The sequence below is a fragment of the Streptomyces diacarni genome (genome assembly GCF_003323715.1).
Classification (GTDB): Bacteria; Actinomycetota; Actinomycetes; order Streptomycetales; family Streptomycetaceae; genus Streptomyces; species Streptomyces diacarni.
In genome coordinates, this window is sequence record NZ_QOIN01000042.1 from 316,816 (window position 1) to 335,779 (window position 18,964).

The 18,964-nt window shown below is 71.1% G+C and carries 14 protein-coding genes; 3 read left to right on the top strand and 11 right to left on the bottom strand.

Annotated elements, in window-relative coordinates; genetic code table 11:
* Window positions 1-51: 51 nt before the first annotated feature.
* From pyrE to DTL70_RS13905, 5 genes are all read right to left on the bottom strand, one after another.
* Entirely contained in the window at window positions 52-591 is a 540-nt protein-coding gene (gene pyrE / locus DTL70_RS13885; protein WP_114022199.1) for an orotate phosphoribosyltransferase, read from the bottom strand.
* Window positions 592-703: 112 nt separating this feature from the next.
* Entirely contained in the window at window positions 704-1,555 is an 852-nt protein-coding gene (locus DTL70_RS13890) for an aldose epimerase family protein (RefSeq protein WP_114022200.1), read from the bottom strand.
* Between the two features lie 22 nt (window positions 1,556-1,577).
* Window positions 1,578-2,636, bottom strand: a complete 1,059-nt coding sequence (locus tag DTL70_RS13895; RefSeq protein ID WP_114022201.1) for an SRPBCC family protein — start codon at window positions 2,634-2,636, stop codon at window positions 1,578-1,580.
* 150 nt (window positions 2,637-2,786) lie between these two features.
* Window positions 2,787-4,367 carry a polyamine aminopropyltransferase gene (locus tag DTL70_RS13900; RefSeq protein WP_114022202.1) on the bottom strand — a complete coding sequence of 527 codons (1,581 nt, stop codon included), beginning with the start codon at window positions 4,365-4,367 and terminating at the stop codon, window positions 2,787-2,789.
* 39 nt (window positions 4,368-4,406) lie between these two features.
* Entirely contained in the window at window positions 4,407-4,967 is a 561-nt protein-coding gene (locus DTL70_RS13905; RefSeq protein ID WP_114022203.1) for a DUF2617 family protein, read from the bottom strand.
* Window positions 4,968-5,478: 511 nt separating this feature from the next.
* Between DTL70_RS13905 and DTL70_RS13915 the strand changes: the two genes are divergently transcribed.
* Window positions 5,479-6,693 (top strand): pyridoxal phosphate-dependent aminotransferase, encoded by a 1,215-nt coding sequence (locus tag DTL70_RS13915; protein ID WP_114022204.1) that lies wholly within the window; start codon window positions 5,479-5,481, stop codon window positions 6,691-6,693.
* Between the two features lie 291 nt (window positions 6,694-6,984).
* Here the strand turns inward: DTL70_RS13915 and DTL70_RS13920 are convergent, their stop codons facing one another.
* Together DTL70_RS13920 and clpB are read right to left on the bottom strand one after the other, a co-directional pair.
* Complete coding sequence (locus tag DTL70_RS13920) at window positions 6,985-7,521, bottom strand: type III secretion system chaperone family protein (protein ID WP_114022268.1); 537 nt, start codon at window positions 7,519-7,521, stop codon at window positions 6,985-6,987.
* Window positions 7,522-7,752: 231 nt separating this feature from the next.
* Complete coding sequence (clpB, locus tag DTL70_RS13925) at window positions 7,753-10,383, bottom strand: ATP-dependent chaperone ClpB (protein WP_114022205.1); 2,631 nt, start codon at window positions 10,381-10,383, stop codon at window positions 7,753-7,755.
* 189 nt (window positions 10,384-10,572) lie between these two features.
* Between clpB and DTL70_RS13930 the strand changes: the two genes are divergently transcribed.
* Entirely contained in the window at window positions 10,573-11,517 is a 945-nt protein-coding gene (locus tag DTL70_RS13930) for a D-alanyl-D-alanine carboxypeptidase family protein (protein WP_114022206.1), read from the top strand.
* Window positions 11,518-11,549: 32 nt separating this feature from the next.
* On the opposite strand, the gene DTL70_RS13935 is transcribed toward DTL70_RS13930, so the two are convergent.
* Genes DTL70_RS13935 through dnaK form a run of 4 tightly spaced genes read right to left on the bottom strand, consistent with a single transcriptional unit; the run spans window position 11,550 to window position 15,881 of the window.
* Window positions 11,550-12,038 (bottom strand): heat shock protein transcriptional repressor HspR, encoded by a 489-nt coding sequence (locus DTL70_RS13935; protein WP_423835459.1) that lies wholly within the window; start codon window positions 12,036-12,038, stop codon window positions 11,550-11,552.
* A 1-nt stretch (window position 12,039) separates the two neighbouring features.
* A complete protein-coding gene (gene dnaJ / locus DTL70_RS13940; protein ID WP_114022207.1) occupies window positions 12,040-13,242 on the bottom strand; it encodes a molecular chaperone DnaJ in 1,203 nt (400 codons plus the stop codon).
* Between the two features lie 27 nt (window positions 13,243-13,269).
* On the bottom strand, window positions 13,270-14,016 hold the full coding sequence (gene grpE, locus DTL70_RS13945; RefSeq protein ID WP_114022208.1) for a nucleotide exchange factor GrpE: 747 nt from the start codon (window positions 14,014-14,016) through the stop codon (window positions 13,270-13,272).
* Complete coding sequence (gene dnaK, locus DTL70_RS13950; RefSeq protein ID WP_114022209.1) at window positions 14,013-15,881, bottom strand: molecular chaperone DnaK; 1,869 nt, start codon at window positions 15,879-15,881, stop codon at window positions 14,013-14,015. Before dnaK ends, grpE begins: the two co-directional genes overlap by 4 nt.
* A 348-nt stretch (window positions 15,882-16,229) precedes the next feature.
* Here dnaK and DTL70_RS13955 point away from each other — a divergent pair, with 348 nt between their 5' ends.
* Window positions 16,230-18,551: a (Fe-S)-binding protein gene (locus DTL70_RS13955; protein WP_114022210.1), complete on the top strand. Its 2,322-nt coding sequence runs from the start codon at window positions 16,230-16,232 to the stop codon at window positions 18,549-18,551.
* Window positions 18,552-18,964 lie beyond the last annotated feature (413 nt).

Here is an 18,964-nt window from a genome sequence, read left to right on the forward strand (position 1 = left end):
TTGCTCCAAGAGGGTGACGCGCGGATGTTCCACGTGAAACATCCGGAGACGTCAACCGAGCTCGAGATCCTGCAAATCGAACGCGTATACGTACGGGACCCCCGCGCGCTCCATGGCCGCGGCAGCGCCCCGCTCCACGATGGTCGCCACCGCGACCACCTCCGCACCCGCCTGGCGCGCCGCCTCCACCGCGGTCAGCGGCGAGTTCCCCGTCGTCGACGTGTCCTCGACGATCAGCACCCGCCGGCCCGCCACGTCCGGGCCCTCGATCCGGCGCTGCAGCCCGTGCTGCTTGCCCGCCTTGCGGACGACGAACGCGTCCAGCCGCCGCCCGCGGGCCGCCGCCGCGTGCATCATCGCCGACGCGACCGGGTCGGCGCCCAGCGTCAGACCGCCCACGGCGTCGAAGTCCAGCTCCGCCGTCACGTCCAGCATCACCTGGCCCGCCAGCGGTGCGGACTCGCCGTCCAGGGTGATACGGCGCAGGTCGACGTAGAAGTCGGCCTCCGCACCCGAGGAGAGCGTCACCCTGCCGTGCACCACGGCCTTGTCCTTGATCTGCCGCAGCAGCACGTCCCGCGTCTCATCCATGAGACCCCAGCCTATGTTCCCCCCGACCACGGCCGAGGGCACCCTCACGAAAGAAGAGGTAGACCATGTCGGGGGGGGGAGGGGCGCAGCCCCACTCAGAGACAGGGGGGTGTCACAACCGGGTGAAGGACCACGTAGTGGTGAGCTCCAACGGATCGATCGGCGTCACCTGCCGGGGATGGGAGTTCAACCCGTTGGGCGGCCCACTCTGCGGCTCGACGCACACGTAGTCATCGGGCTCGTCGAAGACGACGACGTACTCGGCCCGGGAGGAGATCCCCAGCTCCAGCTCACCGGGCCAGGTGAGCCGCACGTCGACCCCGCCGGGCATCCCGAAGCAGTCGTCCCACGGCCCGGGGCGCGGCTCGACGCGCTTGCCGGTGGGGATGTGGTCCTCGCCGCGCTCCTCCTGCCACTCGGGCGAGAAGTCGAGCCGCACGTCCTCGCCGCCCTGGCCGAGGTTGCGCAGGAACCACGGGTGCCATCCCGCCTGGGCGGGAAAGGAGACGTCGAAGGTCTCGACGGCGAGTTTCAGCGTGAGCGCGGCGCCGTCGTCGCTGAGCTCGACGACCTGGGTGGCGCGGCCCTCCCAGGGCCAGGGGTCGGTGAGGTCGTAGGTGAAGGCGGCCTTCGTCCCGGTGGCGCCCGGCGCCTGCTGCCACGCGGCGTCCCGCACGGTGCCGTGGATGGCGTGCGGCCCTCCCCCGGCCTCCGGCCGGGAGGTGCCCCCGTCGACGGGGAGTTGGAACATCTCCCCGCCGTTGCGGAAACGGCCCTGCGCGGTGCGTCCGCACCAGGGCGCCATGACGAAGGAGCCGAATTTCGGCCCTTGGCGCAGGAGTTCCGTGCCGCCCACCCGGAGGGAGGCGAGCCGGCACCCGTGCTGGGGTTCGATCGTCACCTCGGTCCCATGGGCGCTGAGCACGACGGTCGTGGCTTCTGCGGGGGTGGGCAGATCAGTCATAACAGCGACCATAACGGCGGTTTCAACGGCGCCGCCGCAAGACCCGGCCGATGACCACGGCGCCGGCGACCGCGACGGCGGCCGCGGGCGCCGCCCAGCGGAGGGTCTCGGTGGCGGAGTTCGGCTCCGGAGAGGGTACGGGCGCGTACCTCCCGCGCGGTGGGGCGTGGTCGACCTCCTCCGCGCTGCGCCCGATCATCGTGCGCCGGGCGTGCGCCGCTTCGGCGCCGAGCGCGCCCGAACCGGAGGGTGCGCCGTCGCCCGGGGCCAGTGCGGCCTCGTCCTCGTCGTCGCGACCGAGGGAGGACGGCGGAATCTCGGTCTCGAACAACGGCGTCGCCTCCGCCTCGTCCTCACGCGCGGCGCGGCCGGAAGCACGATCGGGCTCGGCCTCCGGCTCCGGGATGCCGGGAATGGCGCGCTCGTTGTCGTCGGGGGCCCCGATACCGCCCGCGACGGGCCGCACGTCCTCCTCCGCGCCCCCGCCAGGACCACCGTCCCCGGCGGACACGGCGCCCGCACCACCCGCGGCCTCGGCCTCCGGGCTGCCCGGTGGCGGCTCGTCACGGATGCTGTCGCCGAGCGCCGCGGCGAAACGATCCAGCATCCTGACGCCCGCCGACGAGGCGGTCTTCTCCTCGATCCCGGCCAGCCGCCCGGTGCCGGTCACGGTGCCGACACACACCAGCGCCGTGCCCTCGCCGTCATCGGCCGCACGGGGTTCGACGCTCAGCGCGAGTTCGACGGTGCCCTCGCCCCGCGCCTCGCTGCCGCTGCCCTCCACCTCCAGCCGCTCCAGCCCGTCGAGCGCCGCGGCGGTGCCGGTGGAGGCGTGCGGGGTGAGCGAGACAGAGCCGCGGTAGGTGATGGTCGAGCCGCCGATCCGCACCTTCAGCCGGCCCGCCACCCGCTGGGTGGCACCCTCGCCCGTGGACGACCCGGCGTCCCCGCCCGTGGACGACCCGGCGTCCTCCGGGCGTTCCGGCTGCAACCCGGGGACGCAGCGGGCGACGCGCGCGCTGTCGGCCAGTGCGGCCCGTACAGAGCCGACGGAAAAAGGAACGTACACCTCGTGCTCCATGGGGCGGAGCCTATTACCCCTCGGTCCGCGGCACATATGACTGCGCCGGATCTTTCCCCTGTTCGCTCCTCCGCAGGAGGTTCTCCCGCCTGACGGGCGCGTCCCTCGGACCGCCCGGCCACGCGGCCCACGCCGGGCGGCGCGGGTGCGTCAGCCCGGATAGCGGGGGTGCATCAGCGTGGAGGGCGGCAGTTCTTCGCCGTCGGCGCGTTCGGCGAGCCGCGCCCCGGCGGTGAAGCGTCCCCCCGGCGGACCGCACCGCCGGGGCACGGCTTCGGACGCGGGCCCGGACGGGCCGCCGGCCCGCCGGGCCAGCAGGTAGCCGCGGTCCTCGGCCTCGCGCGCGTACGGGCACGTCGTCAGGCCCGCGGCGCGCAGCGTGGCGTCGACGGTCCAAAACGCGTGCGGGTCCGCGTCGGGCGAGCCGGCCCGGACGGCGAGCCGGCCCTCGGCGGACAGCGCGCGGGCGGCCAGCCCGTAGAACTCCTGCGAGTACAGCTTGCTGGTGGCGGCGTCGGAGGGGGCGGGCAGCGCGGCGACGATCACGTCGTAGGGGAGCCTGCCGGAGGCGGCGCGGTCGCGCAGCCAGTCGAAGGCGTCGACGGTCACCACGCGGACCCGCGGGTCGTCCAGCGCCCCGTCGTTGAGGGCCAGCAGCCCGGGATCGCGCCGGGCCAGCCGGACGAGCGCGGAGTCGGGCTCGACGACGGTGACCCGCTCCACGCCAGTGTGGTGCAGCACCTCCCGCGCACTGAGCCCGTCGCCGCCGCCGAGGACCAGCACCCGCCCGTGCGGTCCGCTCTCCATGGCGGGTCCCGCGAGCGCCTCGTGGCGCTCGCGGGCGCGTGGCCCGCGGACGGCCAGCCGGCCGTCCCGGAAGAGCCGCAGTTCGCCCGCGTCGGGCCAGGCGGCGCGGGTGGCGCCGCCGGTCAGCACGAGTTCCTGTTCGCCGGAGCGGACGGCGACCCGCACGTCACCGCCGTAGACGGCCTGCCGCGCGGCGCGTTCGAAGGGGGCGACGAACGCCGTGCCGCACAACAGCAGCGCCAGGACGCAGCCGTTGGCGCCCAGCAGCCGCCACCGCACCCTGGTGGGCAGGTCGTGGCGGAAGAGCCACTGGACGACCAGGCCGCCGGCCAGCACGTTGACGACGCCGGTGAGCAGCGCGCCGGTCAACTGTCCGAAGAGCGGCAGCAGCAGGAAGGGGAAGGTGAGCCCGCCGACGAGCGCCCCCACGTAGTCGGCGGCGAACAGGTCGGCGAGCGCGCCGCCCGCGTCCTGCTGGCGGATGCGCTGGATGAGCGTCATCAGCAGCGGCATCTCGGCGCCGATCAGCACCCCGATGGTGAAGGAGATGGCGACGAGCGCGATGCGGGCTTCGCCCAGCCAGGAGAAGCAGGCGTACAGCGCCATCGCCGAGCCGCCGCCGGCGAGTGCGAGCAGCGCCTCCACGTAGCCGAAGCCGGCGGCGGCGTGGCAGGGCAGCCGCTTGGCGAGCAGCGAGCCGACCCCCATCGCGAAGACCATGACGGACAGCACGACGGAGGCCTGGGTGACCGAGTCCCCGACGAGCGAGGAGGCCACGGCGACCAGTTCGAGTTCGTAGACGAGCCCGCAGGCCGCGCAGACGAAGACCGAGGCGAGGACGAATCCGCGTCCGAGCCCGGCGGCGACGGGCAGCCGCGCACTGCTCGCGGTGGTCCGGGCGCCGGGCGGGGAACGGTCGATCATGAAGGCACGTTACGTCACACGCCGAACACCATCCGTCACTCACATGGGTGCTTCCACGGCGTTCAATCCCGAACAGTCCACCCCTCTTCCGGCGAGCTCGCTGGTGGCCACACGGGTGCGGGTGGCCACCAGCGACCCCTCCTGCGGATAGGCGTGCCAGGTCCGCCAGCGGATCTGCCCCTCGTGGCGCTGGACGAGCAGCGCGGTGAACGCGCACGGATCGCCGGGGAAGGTGCCCGCCAGCCCGTGCGGATGCTCGGCGACCAGCGCGAGCAACTCCTGCGCGCGCCCCGCGAACGAGCCGGGCGAGAGCCGTTCGACCCGCGCCGCGAACTCGTACTCCCAGGCACCGAAGTGCTTGGAGACACCCAGCGGGAGGGGAGCGGTGCTGCCGGGCAGGCAGGCGACCGTCTCGGAAAAGCTGCCGTACTCCTCGTCGAGCAGCACCTGGTGCGAGGCTCCGAGCAGCCTCAACTGCACGTGGACTCCGCTCAGTTCGACGTCCATGCAGGCGAGCGCGGGCAGGGGCTCGCGGCCGAGCGCCCAGGCGAGTTCGTGTGCGCGGGTGTCGGTGAAGGCGGTCTTCAGGGTGGTGAGCATGCGTCGGCTCCGCAAACACGCAGGGAGGGTGGGCCGGCCCACCCCTCGATCACCCGACACCACCGGGCAGGACAGCCCGGAAGTGTTCGGGGACGACAGTTCACGATTCACCGAATCACGGAATGCGCTGCGTCCTCAGCGCTTTTACCCATGTTCTCCAGATTTCCATCCCATAGGTATAGAACAGGTCAGGTGTTCCTTTCTTGCCCCGCCGACGGGTCGGCCCCGCCCGGCCGACGGTCAGCCACCGCCCCCTCCACCACCGCGGCCACCCCCTCCGCCACCGCAGGAGGAACCACCGCCGCACGACGAACTTCCGCCGCACGAGGGGCGGTCACCGCCGGAGGGGCCGTCGCCGCCCGCCGTGCCGTCGCCCACGGCTGCAGCACCACAGGAGCTGCTCTGCCCCGCCGCCCGCCGCAGATCGTGCGCACTCCGGCATCTCCTGCCGAAGGGGAACGCGGGCGAAGCGGAGTTGAGGAAGACCAGAGCTTGCCGGAGGATGACGGCCATGACTGCTGGCCACGCTGCTGCCCCGGGCGGGCGTCCGCTGCTCAACCGCCGCCTCGCCGAGTTCGGCACGACCATCTTCGCCGAGATGTCCGCGCTCGCCGTACGGACCGGCGCGATCAACCTCGGCCAGGGCTTTCCCGACACCGACGGCCCCGAAGCCGTCCGGGAGGCCGCGGTGCGCGCCGTACGGGACGGGCGGGGCAACCAGTATCCGCCGGGACCCGGCATCCCCGAGCTGCGCCGGGCCGTGGCCGAACACCAGCACCGCTTCTACGGGCTGCGCTACGACCCCGACACCGAGGTGCTGGTCACCGCGGGGGCGACCGAGGCCATCGCGGCCTCGCTGCTCGCCCTCGTCGAACCCGGTGACGAGGTGATCGCGCTGGAGCCGTACTACGACTCCTACGCCGCCTCCATCGCCATGGCGGGCGGCACCCGGGTGCCGGTCACCCTGCGCCCCGACGCCGCCTCGGGAACGTACCGCCTCGACCTGGACGAGCTGCGCGACGCGGTCACCGAACGCACCCGCCTCATCCTCCTCAACACCCCGCACAACCCCACCGGCACCGTCCTGACCCGCGACGAGCTGGCCGCCGTCGCCGAGCTGTGCGTCGAGCGCGACCTGCTCGCCGTCACCGACGAGGTCTACGAACACCTCGTCTTCGACGGCGCCCACCACCCGCTCGCGGGCTTCCCCGGCATGCGCGAGCGCACGGTGACGCTCTCTTCGAGCGGGAAGACGTTCGCGCTGACGGGGTGGAAGGTGGGCTGGGTCACCGGCACCCCCGCTCTGGTGACCGCCGTGCGCTCGGCCAAGCAGTACCTGACGTACGTGTCCGCCGGGCCCTTCCAGTACGCCGTCGCCGAGGCCCTGGCCCTCTCGGACGACTACTACACCGGCCTGCGGGACGGACTGCGCGCCCGCCGCGACCTGCTCGCCGCCGGGCTGCGCGAAGCCGGATTCGGCGTCTTCGCCCCGGCGGGCACCTACTTCATCACCACCGACATCCGCCCCCTCGGCGCCACCGACGGCATCAACTTCTGCCTGTCCCTCCCCGAACGGGTGGGCGTGGTCGCGGTGCCCACCCAGGTCTTCTACGACCACGAACCCGCCGGCGCGCCCTACGTGCGCTTCGCCTTCTGCAAGAGGGAGGACGTCCTGACGGAAGCGGTCAGGCGGCTCCAAGGGCACGCCGGGCTCTCCGGGAACTGAGCGGGACGGAGGCGGAAGGCGAGAACGGAGAGGGGCGGCCGTCCCCCGTCGGCCGGCCGCCCTCCCCCGTCAGCCGGTCCCCCGTGGTCCGGCCGTCTTCCCCCGTGTGCGCGGTGGTCCTCCGCTGCTGGCGACGAGTCTTCCCACAACGGCGAGCACCCGGTACCTGACAGGTGTCAGGGGTGGCGCCCGCCGGCGAGGGACCCACAGCCGCACGAGGGCCGGGGCGCGCGCCGTACGGGCGTGCGCCCCGGCCCTCGTACCGCGGCCGTGGTGGGGACGGCGCTCGGGCTAGGAGCCCTCGCCCTCACCGTCGCCCTCGGAGGAGTCGATCTCCTTCTCCAGGCCGAACTGCTCCACCAGCCACTTGTCGAACTCGATGGAGGCCCGCACCCAGCTGACGGTGCTGGAGACGAAGTGCTCCAGCGAGACCCCCGTACCGATCAGCATCTGTGCCTCGCCGATCAGGCGGACACTGCCGTCGTCGTGGGTGTGGCTGTAGACCTTCGGCCACAGCGTGCGCCGGTTCCAGTCGTCGATCGCCTCGAGGAGCTTGGGCTTGTCCTCGATGGAGTGCTGCCGGTCGTAGAACGTACGGACCGAGAACACCTGCTGCTCCGCCTCACCGCGGAACATGAAATAGGTGCGGAACTCCTCCCACGGCGCCGCGAGGTCTCCCTCGTCGTCGACGACGTACTTCAGCTCCATCTGGTCCAGCAGCTGCTTGACGAGGTCCTGGTCGGGGAGGATCGGACCGGTGGGACCAGATCCCTCCGGCTCCTCGGGCTGGCCCCCGAAGTTCGGAATCGAGGACGGGTCGATGCTCACGTGGGTGTTTCCCTTCATACGGCTTCGGCCATCCTCCCGCACGGGCCCCCCGCGATGACAACCCTGGAAGGTCGGCCCCCTGTTTGGCCCCGGTCCCGCCCCTTCACCGTTTCCTGGGGGCTCCTCCCCCAGACTCCGTCCGGGGGGACCCCCAACCCAGACCCCCGCCCCTCAATCGCCGGAGGGGCTGGAATCAGCCTCTCCGGCGATTGAGGAGTGCAGGGAAGGGGACTAGCCGGCGGAGCCGACCGCCAAGCCGTCCCAGCCTTCGACGTGGTCCACCCGGACCACGTCACCGTCGCGGACGTCCCCCGCGAGGATCTCCCTCGCGAGCTGGTCGCCGATGGCGGTCTGGACGAGGCGGCGCAGGGGCCGGGCCCCGTAGGCGGGGTCGTTGCCCTCGGCGGCCAGCCAGTCGAGCGCCGCGGGGGTGACGTCCAGCGTCAGGCGGCGCTCGGCCAGCCGGGCCTGCAACGCGTCGACCTGGAGCTGCGCGATGCGCCGCAGCTCGTCCCCGGCGAGGGCGGAGAAGACGACCAGGTCGTCGAGGCGGTTGAGGAATTCGGGGCGGAAGGCGGCCCGGACGGCGGCGAGCACCTGTTCCCGCTTCTCCGCCTCCTTCTCCAGGGGGTCGGTCAGGTGCTGGCTGCCCAGGTTGGAGGTGAGGATGAGGATCGTGTTGCGGAAGTCGACCGTGCGGCCCTGGCCGTCGGTGAGCCGCCCGTCGTCGAGCACCTGGAGCAGCACGTCGAAGACGTCGTGGTGCGCCTTCTCGACCTCGTCCAGCAGCACGACGCTGTACGGGCGCCGCCGTACCGCCTCGGTGAGCTGGCCGCCCTCCTCGTAGCCGACGTAGCCGGGAGGCGCGCCGACGAGGCGGGCCACCGAGTGCTTCTCGCCGTACTCGCTCATGTCGATGCGGACCATGGCCCGCTCGTCGTCGAAGAGGAAGTCGGCGAGCGCCTTGGCCAGCTCCGTCTTGCCGACGCCCGTGGGGCCCAGGAAGAGGAAGGAGCCCGTGGGGCGGTTGGGGTCGGCGATGCCGGCGCGGGTGCGGCGCACGGCGTCGGAGACGGCGCGCACAGCCTCGGCCTGGCCGATCAGCCGCTTGCCCAGCTCGTCCTCCATGCGCAGCAGCTTCTGCGTCTCGCCCTCCAGCAGACGTCCCGCGGGGATGCCGGTCCAGGAGGCGACGACGTCGGCGATGTCGTCCGAGCCGACCTCTTCCTTGACCATCTTGTCCCGCTTGTCGCCCGGCCCGGCTGCGGCTTCCTGCTCGGCCTTCTTGGCCTCCTCCTCTTCCTCGGTGGCGGCCGCCAGCTCCCGCTCGGTCGCGGGGATCTCGCCGTACAGCAGCTTGGAGGCCGCGTCGAAGTCGCCGTCGCGCTGGGCGCGCTCGGCCTGGCCGCGCAGCTCGTCGAGCTTCTCCTTGAGCTCACCGACCCGGTTGAGGCCCTGCTTCTCCTTCTCCCAGCGCGCCGTGAGACCGCGCAGCTCCTCCTCCTTGTCGGCCAGCTCGCGGCGCAGCCGCTCCAGGCGTTCGACGGAGGCGGGGTCGGTCTCCTTGTCCAGGGCCAGCTCCTCCATCTTGAGCCGGTCGACGGAGCGCTGGAGCTCGTCGATCTCGACGGGCGAGGAGTCGATCTCCATGCGGAGCCGGGAGGCCGCCTCGTCGACCAGGTCGATGGCCTTGTCGGGCAGGAAGCGCGAGGTGATGTAGCGGTCCGAGAGGGAGGCGGCGGCGACCAGCGCGCTGTCGGAGATCTGCACCTTGTGGTGCGCCTCGTAGCGCCCCTTGAGGCCGCGCAGGATGGCGATGGAGTCCTCCACCGTCGGTTCGGCGACCAGCACCTGCTGGAAGCGCCGCTCCAGCGCCGGATCCTTCTCGATCCGCTCGCGGTACTCGTCCAGCGTGGTGGCGCCCACCATGCGCAGCTCGCCGCGGGCCAGCATCGGCTTGAGCATGTTGCCCGCGTCCATCGCCGAGTCGCCGCCCGCGCCCGCGCCGACGACGGTGTGCAGCTCGTCGATGAAGGTGATGATCTGCCCGTCGCTCTCCTTGATCTCCGCGAGGACGGTCTTGAGGCGTTCCTCGAACTCGCCGCGGTACTTCGCGCCGGCCACCATGGCGCCCAGGTCGAGCGCCACGAGGCGCTTGTTCCGCAGCGACTCGGGCACATCGCCCTTGATCACGCGCTGGGCCAGGCCCTCGACGACGGCGGTCTTGCCGACGCCGGGCTCGCCGATCAGGACGGGGTTGTTCTTGGTGCGGCGCGAGAGCACCTGCACCACGCGGCGGATCTCGTGGTCCCGGCCGATGACCGGATCCAGCTTGCCCTCGCGGGCCGCGGCCGTCAGGTCGGTGCCGAACTTCTCCAGCGCCTTGTAGGTGCCCTCGGGGTCGGGATTGGTGACCCGGCGGCTGCCGCGCTGCTCCTGGAAGGCGGCCAGCAGCTTCTTGTCACTGGCGCCCTGCTCCGCCAGCAGGTCGGCCGTCGCTCCGCCCTTGGCGGCCAGGCCGATCAGCAGGTGCTCGGTGGAGACGTAGCTGTCGCCCAGCTCCTTGGCGCGCTGGGCGGCGTCGGAGATGACGGCGAGCAGGTCGCGGTCGGCCTGCGGCCTGCTGACCGTCGAGCCCTGGACGGTGGGCAGTGCCGCGAGCCGGCTCTCGGCCGCCGAACGCAGTGCCGCCTGGTCCGCCTCGACGGCGGCGATGAGGTCCTGGATGTTCTCGTTCTCCTCGCCCGTGAGCAGGGCGAGAAGCAGGTGGGCAGGGGTGATGTCGGGGTGGCCGCCGGCCACCGCGCGGTCGTTGGCCGCGCTGATCGCTTCCCGGCTCTTGTTCGTCAGCTCCGCGTCCACTGTCGTGCGTTCCTCCTCCGGTGCCGCCTCGGGCGCCCTGCCTCCGGCGCTTGCTATCTACAGCATGCAACAAGTTGAGTCTATTCCACTCAAGCTGCCAAACGGTCTACTATCCGACTTAGTTCCCGGCCGTTCCCGGCCGCGGATCCCGCCCAACCAGCCGCCCTGTGGCGGCACATGGAGCTGACAGTGAAACTCGGCATCGCCGGCACCCGTCGTGTCGCCACGGTCGCCCTCACCTCCGGGGCCGTGCTGACCACCGGCCTCCTCACCGCCCCCGCCCAGGCCTCGACGCCCGCACAGGCGACCGCCGCCGCACCGGCACAGGCGCAGGCCCTGGCCGCCGCGGCGAAGAAACCGTCCGTCACCGCCAAGGGCGGTTACGTGATGAACAGCGGCACGGGCAAGAGCCTCTACACCAAGGCCGCCGACACCCGGCGGTCCACCGGATCCACCACCAAGATCATGACGGCCCGCGTGGTGCTGGCCCAGAAGAACCTGAACCTGAACCGCAAGGTCACCATCCAGAAGGCCTACAGCGACTACATCGTCCGCAACACCGCCTCCTCGGCGCGGTTGATCGTCGGCGACAAGGTCACCGTCCGCCAGCTGCTGTACGGGCTGATGCTGCCCTCGGGATGCGACGCCGCCTACGCGCTGGCCGACACCTTCGGCAGCGGCTCCACGCGCACCGCCCGGGTGAAGTCCTTCATCGGCAAGATGAACGCCTCGGCCAAGAGCCTCGGCCTGAAGAACACGCACTTCGACTCGTTCGACGGCATCGGCAAGGGCAGCAACTACTCGACCCCGCGCGACCTGACGAAGCTCGCCCGGGACGCCATGAAGAACACCACCTTCCGCTCGATCGTGAAGACCCGCTCCACCAAGCAGAAGACCGTCACCCGCTCCGGCGGCTACCGCTACATGAACTGGACGAACACCAATCCGCTGCTGGGCGGCTACTCCGGAGCGCTCGGCGTCAAGACCGGCTCGGGCCCCGAGGCCAAGTACTGCCTCGTCTTCGCCGCGAAGCGCGACGGCAAGACCGTGATCGGTACCGTCCTGGCCTCCACCTCGTCCGCCAACCGGACCAAGGACGCCAAGAAGCTGCTGAACTACGGCTTCGCCAAGTAATCCCCCGCCCGCCCCCGCACCCCGGGGGCGGGCTACTGGCGGGGCGTGGGGCGCCAGACCACCAGCGCGCTGGACTGCCGCACGTCCTCGTACGGCACGAGGTCGCGCCGGTAGGAGGCGTGCACCTGCGCCTCCCGCTGCCGCATCGCGGCCGCCGCGCCCTCGACCGCCGCCGACAGCTCGGCGACCCGCGACTGGAGCGCCGTGACCTGGTTCTCCAGCTCGATGATGCGTTTGATCCCGGCGAGGTTGATGCCCTCGTCCTGACTGAGCCGCTGCACCTCGCGCAGCAGCTCGATGTCGCGGGCCGAGTAGCGGCGGCCCCGCCCGGCCGTGCGGTCGGGCGAGACCAGACCCAGCCGGTCGTACTGCCGCAGGGTCTGCGGGTGCAGGCCGGAGAGCTGCGCGGCGACCGAGATGACGTAGACCGGGGTTTCGTCAGTCAGCTCGTACGCCGCGGCACGCGAGGCGCGCGCTCCGCCCGCGGCGAATGTCCGTCTGCGTGCGTCCCGGCCGTCCACCTCAGTCTCCCTTCGCCGCCTTGAACAAGGCCGCCCGCGGATCCTCGTCCGCGAGGGCGTCCTGGAAGGTCTCCAGCGCGTCCCGCGCCTTGTCGTCCAGCTCCGTCGGCACCGTGACCTCCACCGTCACCAGCAGATCGCCCCGGGTGCCGTCCTTGCGGACCGCGCCCTTGCCGCGCGCCCGCATCGTGCGCCCCGACGGGGTGCCCGCCGGAACCTTGAGGGTGACGGGCGGGCCGCCGAGCGTGGGCACCTTCACCTCGCCGCCGAGCGCGGCCTCCGCGAAGGTCACCGGCACGGTGACCGTCAGGTTGTCTCCCTTGCGCCCGAACACCGGGTGCTTGTCCACGTGCACGACGACGTACAGATCGCCGCCAGGACCGCCCCGCTCACCCGGTGCGCCCTTGCCGCGCAGCCGGATGCGCTGCCCGTCGCTGACGCCGGCGGGGATGCGGACCTGCATCGTCCGCGAGCTGGTGGCACGCCCCGAGCCCTTGCAGGTGTCGCAGGGGTCCTGCGCGATCAGCCCGCGCCCCTTGCAGTCCACGCACGGGTCGGTCAGCGAGAAACCGCCGCCCGTACCGCGCGAGACCTGCCCGGTGCCCACACAGGTGGGGCACACGCGCGGGGTGCCGTTCTTGTCACCCGTACCGGCGCACTCCTTGCACGCCGCGGAGGAGGACATCCGCAGCGGGACCGTGGCCCCGTCGACCGCCTCGGTGAAGCTGAGCGTCACCTCGGACTCGATGTCCTGGCCGCGCCGCGGCTGGGTGCGGGTGCCGGTGCCGCCGCGGTTGAACAGCCCGCCGAAGACGTCGCCGAGGCCGCCGCCGAAGCCGCCGGGTCCTCCCGCGCCGCCGCCCTGGCCCTGGCCGCCGCCGAACAGGTCGCCCAGGTCGAAGTTGAACGAGCCCGCGCCGCCCTGGCCGGCGGCGCCGCCGGCGCCGCCGGGCCGGAACCCGCCGCTGCCGAAGAGGGTGCGCGCCTCGTCGTACTCCTTGCGCCGCTTGGGGTCACCGAGGACGTCATACGCCTCGGAGGCGTCCTTGAAGCGCTCCTCGGCCTTGGGATCGCCGGCGTTGGCGTCCGGGTGGTTCTCCCGCGCCAGCTTGCGGTACGCCTTCTTGATCTCGGCTTCGGTGGCGTCCTTGGGGACGCCGAGGACCTTGTAGTAGTCCTTCTCGATGAAGTCCTTGGTGCTCATCCTCGACGTCCCTCCTCCCGTCCGCGGTCAGCCCTCTTCCGGGCCACCGGTCTCCTCTTCTGCTGCCGAGGCGTCGGATCCGCCCTCGCTCTTGCCGCCCGACGCGCCCGGCTGCGGCTCGGCGACGCCGACCCGTGCGGGACGGATGGTCCGCTCGCCGATCCGATACCCGGGCTGGAGGATCTGCACGCACGTCGTCTCCGTGACATCCGGAGAGTAGGAGTGCATCAGCGCCTCGTGCACCGTCGGGTCGAAGGGCTCGCCCTCCTTGCCGAACTGCATCAGGCCCATCTTGGCGGCGACCATCTCCAGCGACTCGGCGACCGACTTGAAGCCGCCGACCAGCTCGCCGTGGTCCCTCGCCCGGCCGATGTCGTCGAGCACCGGCAGCAGCTCGGTCAGCAGGTTCGCGACGGCGATCTCCTTGACCGCGGCCCGGTCCCGGTCGACCCTGCGGCGGTAGTTCTGGAACTCCGCCTGGAGCCGCTGGAGGTCCTGGGTGCGCTCGCCCAGCGCCTTACGGGCGGCCTCCAGCTCGCTGCCGCCGCCCTCGGTGGCGCCTTCGGCGCCCTGCTCCTCGGTGGTGTCCTCGGGCTTGGACATGTCCTGCGCGCTCACATCGCCCTCTGCGTTCTCAAGGGTCTGGGCGTCCCCGGCCGCCGGCCCGGGGGCCGCCTCCTGCTCGGAGGCGGCCCCGGCTGCCGTCTGCTCGCCGGCGTCGGCGGGGACGTCGGGCGTCGGCTTCTTGCCGGCGCCCGCGGTCTCCTCCGTCACGCCGCACCGCCCTTGGGCTTCTGCTCGTCGTCGACGATCTCGGCGTCCACGACGTCATCCTCGGCGCCGCCCTCGGGCTTGCCCGCGTCCGCCGCGCCGGCACCCGCCTCGGCGCCGCCGGCCTGGGCCTGCTGCGCGTCGGCGTACAGCGCCTGGCCCAGCTTCTGGCTGGTGGCCGCGACCTTCTCGGACGCCTCGCGGATGGCCGCGGTGTCCTCTCCCTTGAGCTTCTCCTTCAGGTCGGTGAGGGAGGTCTCGACCTCCGACTTGGTGTCGGCGGGGACCTTCTCCTCGTTGTCCTGGAGGAACTTCTCGGTGGTGTAGACCAGCTGCTCGGCCTGGTTGCGGGTCTCGGCGGCCTCGCGGCGCTTGTGGTCCTCCTCCGCGTACTGCTCGGCCTCGCGCATCATGCGCTCGATGTCGTCCTTCGGCAGGCTGGACCCGCCGGTGACCTGCATCTTCTGCTCCTTGCCCGTCCCCAGGTCCTTCGCCGAGACGTGCATGATGCCGTTCGCGTCGATGTCGAAGGTGACCTCGATCTGCGGCACGTTGCGCGGCGCCGGCGGCAGCCCCGTCAGCTCGAACATGCCCAGCTTCTTGTTGTACGCCGCGATCTCCCGCTCGCCCTGGAAGACCTGGATCTGCACCGACGGCTGGTTGTCCTCGGCCGTCGTGAAGGTCTCCGAGCGCTTCGTCGGAATCGTGGTGTTCCGCTCGATCAGCTTGGTCATGATGCCGCCCTTGGTCTCGATACCGAGCGACAGCGGCGTCACGTCCAGCAGCAGGACGTCCTTGACCTCACCCTTGAGCACACCCGCCTGGAGGCTGGCACCGATGGCCACGACCTCGTCCGGGTTCACGCTCTTGTTGGCGTCCTTGCCGCCGGTCAGGTCCTTGACCAGCTCCGCGACGGCCGGCATCCGGGTGGAGCCACCGACGAGGACGACGTGGTCGATCTGGCTGAGCTGGATGCCCGCGTCCTTGATCACGTTGTGGAACGGCGTCTTGCAGCGCTCCAGCAGGTCCTGGGTCAGCTGCTGGAACTGGGCGCGCGTCAGCTTCTCGTCCAGGTGCAGCGGGCCCTCGGCGGACGCCGTGATGTAGGGCAGGTTGATCGTCGTCTCGGTGGACGAGGACAGCTCGATCTTCGCCTTCTCCGCGGCCTCGCGGAGGCGCTGGAGAGCCATCTTGTCCTTGGACAGGTCCACGCCGTGCCCGGACTGGAACTGCTTGACCAGGTAGTCGACGACGCGCTGGTCCCAGTCGTCACCACCGAGCTGGTTGTCACCGTTGGTGGCCTTCACCTCGACGACGCCGTCGCCGATCTCCAGCAGCGAGACGTCGAACGTACCGCCACCGAGGTCGAAGACCAGGATCGTCTGGTCCTCCTTCTCCAGGCCGTACGCGAGCGCGGCGGCGGTCGGCTCGTTGACGATCCGCAGCACGTTGAGGCCGGCGATCTCGCCGGCCTCCTTGGTGGACTGGCGCTCCGCGTCGTTGAAGTACGCCGGCACGGTGATGACGGCGTCCGCGACCTTCTCGCCCAGGTAGGACTCGGCGTCCCGCTTCAGCTTCTGCAGCACGAACGCGCTGATCTGCTGCGGGTTGAAGTCCTTCTCGTCGATCCCGACCTTCCAGTCGGTGCCCATGTGGCGCTTGACCGACCGGATCGTCCGGTCGACGTTGGTGACGGCCTGGCGCTTGGCCACCTCACCGACGAGGACCTCGCCGTTCTTCGCGAAGGCCACGACGGACGGCGTGGTCCTGGCGCCCTCGGCATTGGTGATGACGGTGGGCTCACCGCCCTCGAGAACACTGACGACGGAGTTCGTCGTACCCAGGTCGATGCCGACCGCACGTGCCATTTCGGTTTCCTCCAGCTGTCTGCTGACTTTCGTCTTGAGTGAAGCTGGCTCAAGAGTGCCTCACGGAAGCCGACGCGTCAACAAGCCTGAGTCGAGCAGACTCAATGCTTGTGCTTACGGTGCGCGCATGGCCGACTGCGAGGAAAGGCGCGCGGGGCGCGGCGGGCAGGTGCGGGCCCGCGGCGGACCCCGCGGAAACGGGCGGAAGGCCGGGGCGCGGCGCCCCTGTCCCGGGGGCGACGCAAATCACCGGGACACGCGGTGCGGCAAGCCGCGGCGAGTGGGTAGTCTCATACGGACTGGATAAGTTACTGCTTAGTAAAAACCTCCGTGCTCCGAGGAGCCGATATGCAACTCGCCGCCATCGTCATCACGCTGGTCCTCAGCGCGGTCGGCGTTGCGCTCATCGCCCGCGCCGTCGCGCAGATCTACCGCTTCGTGAAGCTCGGACAGCCACTCCCCGCGGGCACGCGCAAGGACAGTCCCAAGCAGCGAACGGCCACCCTCGTCAAGGAGTTCCTCGGGCACACGAGGATGAACCGGTGGGGCGTGGTGGGCGTCGCCCACTGGTTCGTGGCGATCGGCTTCCTCACCCTCCCGCCGACGATCATCAACGCCTACGGCCAGCTCTTCCAGGCCGACTGGACGCTGCCCGTCATCGGCGGCTGGCTGCCGTACGAGATGTACATCGAGTTCATCGGCGCGGCGACCACCGTCGGCATCGCCGTCCTCATGGTGATCCGGCTGCTGAGCCTGCCCTCCCGCGCCGGCCGCAAGTCCCGCTTCGCCGGCTCGAAGGCCTGGCAGGCCTACTTCGTCGAGTACGTCATCTTCGTCATCGGCCTGGCCATCCTCGTGCTCCGCGGCCTGGAGGGCGCGCTGCACCACGTGGACGGCTACGAGCCGGCGTACTTCGTCTCGTACCCGCTGGTCGCCGCGTTCGACGGGCTGGACGTCGGCACTCTCCAGACGCTCGTCTACCTGTGGGCACTGATCAAGCTCGGCACCACCATGATCTGGATGATCACGGTCAGCCTGAACACCAACATGGGTGTCGCCTGGCACCGGTTCCTGGCCTTCTTCAACATCTGGTTCAAGCGCGACGCGCAGGGCGGCACGGCCCTGGGCGCGCTCCAGCCGATGATGTCCGGCGGCAAGGAGATCGACTTCGAGACCGCCCTGGACGACGACAACGAGGAAGAGGTCCGCTTCGGCGCCTCCCAGGTCGAGGACTTCTCCTGGAAGGGCATCCTCGACTTCTCCACCTGCACCGAGTGCGGCCGCTGCCAGTCGCAGTGCCCCGCCTGGAACACCGGCAAGCCGCTCTCCCCGAAGCTTTTGATCATGTCGCTGCGCGACCACGCGCACGCCAAGGCCCCCTACCTGCTGGCCGGCGGCGGCAAGACGATGGAGGGCGAGGAGAAGGCCACCGACGAGCAGCTCGCCGGCGTACCGCGCTCCGCCCTCGACGAGGCCGAGCGCCCGCTCATCGGTACGGCCGAAGAGAACGGCGTGATCGACCCGGACGTCCTGTGGTCCTGCACCACCTGCGGCGCCTGCGTCGAGCAGTGCCCCGTCGACATCGAGCACGTCGACCACATCGTCGACATGCGCCGCTACCAGGTGATGATCGAGTCCGCGTTCCCCTCCGAGGCCGGGACGATGCTCAAGAACCTGGAGAAGAAGGGCAACCCCTGGGGCCTGGCCAAGAAGCAGCGCCTGGAGTGGACCAAGGAGGTCGACTTCGAGGTGCCGATCGTCGGCAAGACGGTCGAGGACCTCACCGAGGTCGAGTACCTGTACTGGGTCGGCTGCGCCGGCGCCCTGGAGGACCGCGCCAAGAAGACCACCAAGGCCTTCGCCGAACTGCTGCACATCGCGGGCGTCAAGTTCGCGATCATGGGCGGCGACGAGAAGTGCACCGGCGACTCGGCCCGCCGCCTGGGCAACGAGTTCCTCTTCCAGCAGCTGGGCGAGGAGAACGTCGCCAACCTCAACGCGGCGTTCGGTGAGGACGCGGACGAGGGCGTCACCGTGGAGACGTCGAAGAAGAAGATCGTCGCCACCTGCCCGCACTGCTTCAACACGCTCTCCAAGGAGTACCCGCAGCTGGGCGGCCACTACGAGGTCATCCACCACACCCAGCTGCTCCAGCACCTCATCGACGAGGGCAAGCTCGTGCCGGTCACCCCCGTCGAGGGGCTGATCACCTACCACGACCCGTGCTACCTGGGCCGCCACAACAAGGTCTACACGCCTCCGCGCGAGATCATCGGGCGCGTGCCGGGCCTGCGGAACGAGGAGATGCACCGGCACAAGGAGCGCGGCTTCTGCTGCGGCGCCGGCGGTGCGCGCATGTGGATGGAGGAGCGCATCGGCAAGCGCATCAACAACGAGCGCGTGGACGAGGCGTTGTCCCTGAACCCGGACATCATCTCCACGGCCTGCCCGTTCTGCCTCGTCATGCTCACCGACTCCGTCAACGGCAAGAAGGGCGCGGCCGAGGACGACTCCGCCACGGGCGGCAAGGCCAAGGAGAACCTCCAGGTCGTCGACGTCGCCCAGCTCCTGCTCGACTCCGTCAGGACGCCGCCGACCGACCCGCCCGCCGACGACGGCGAGACCGCGGCCGACCCGGACCCGGAGCCCGAACCGGAACCCGCGAAGTAGTCCGCGGACGGGGCGGGGGCCGTGGCCGGACCCCGTATCGTCCGCCCGCCGACCCCGCGTCGGCCCCGGCCTCGCCCTCCCGGCTGCCGATGGCCGGTCCCGTACCCACGGGACCGGCCATTGCGCGTTTTCCGGCAAGTCGTGGTCAAATGCGATCAGTTACCGCACCACACGAGCCAAACCGCTGTCGCGGTATACCCATAGCCGCGTGCCGGGCCTAGCCTCGCCTCATCGCGCACGCACGTGGCGCGGCGGTACGCGGTAGCACGCGCGGGCGCGCTCGCGGAGCGGACCGGAACGCGAGGAGGAACACCAGGTGGCGGACCGCGAGGCCCCGGAACCCAGGGCCGAGGACGGGCCTCACGAGTGTCATGGGCGGCGCGCGGGCCACGGGCGCCGCGGGCTTCGCGCGC

Excerpts from the sequence above, each read along its gene's own strand:
- pyrE (WP_114022199.1), bottom strand. The coding sequence starts at position 591 with ATGGATGAGACGCGGGACGTGCTGCTGCGGCAGATCAAGGACAAGGCC.
- DTL70_RS13890 (WP_114022200.1), bottom strand. The coding sequence starts at position 1,555 with ATGACTGATCTGCCCACCCCCGCAGAAGCCACGACCGTCGTGCTCAGC.
- DTL70_RS13895 (WP_114022201.1), bottom strand. The coding sequence starts at position 2,636 with ATGGAGCACGAGGTGTACGTTCCTTTTTCCGTCGGCTCTGTACGGGCC.
- DTL70_RS13900 (WP_114022202.1), bottom strand. The coding sequence starts at position 4,367 with ATGATCGACCGTTCCCCGCCCGGCGCCCGGACCACCGCGAGCAGTGCG.
- DTL70_RS13905 (WP_114022203.1), bottom strand. The coding sequence starts at position 4,967 with ATGCTCACCACCCTGAAGACCGCCTTCACCGACACCCGCGCACACGAA.
- DTL70_RS13915 (WP_114022204.1), top strand. The coding sequence starts at position 5,479 with ATGACTGCTGGCCACGCTGCTGCCCCGGGCGGGCGTCCGCTGCTCAAC.
- dnaJ (WP_114022207.1), bottom strand. The coding sequence starts at position 13,242 with ATGAGCACCAAGGACTTCATCGAGAAGGACTACTACAAGGTCCTCGGC.
- dnaK (WP_114022209.1), bottom strand. The coding sequence starts at position 15,881 with ATGGCACGTGCGGTCGGCATCGACCTGGGTACGACGAACTCCGTCGTC.
- DTL70_RS13955 (WP_114022210.1), top strand. The coding sequence starts at position 16,230 with ATGCAACTCGCCGCCATCGTCATCACGCTGGTCCTCAGCGCGGTCGGC.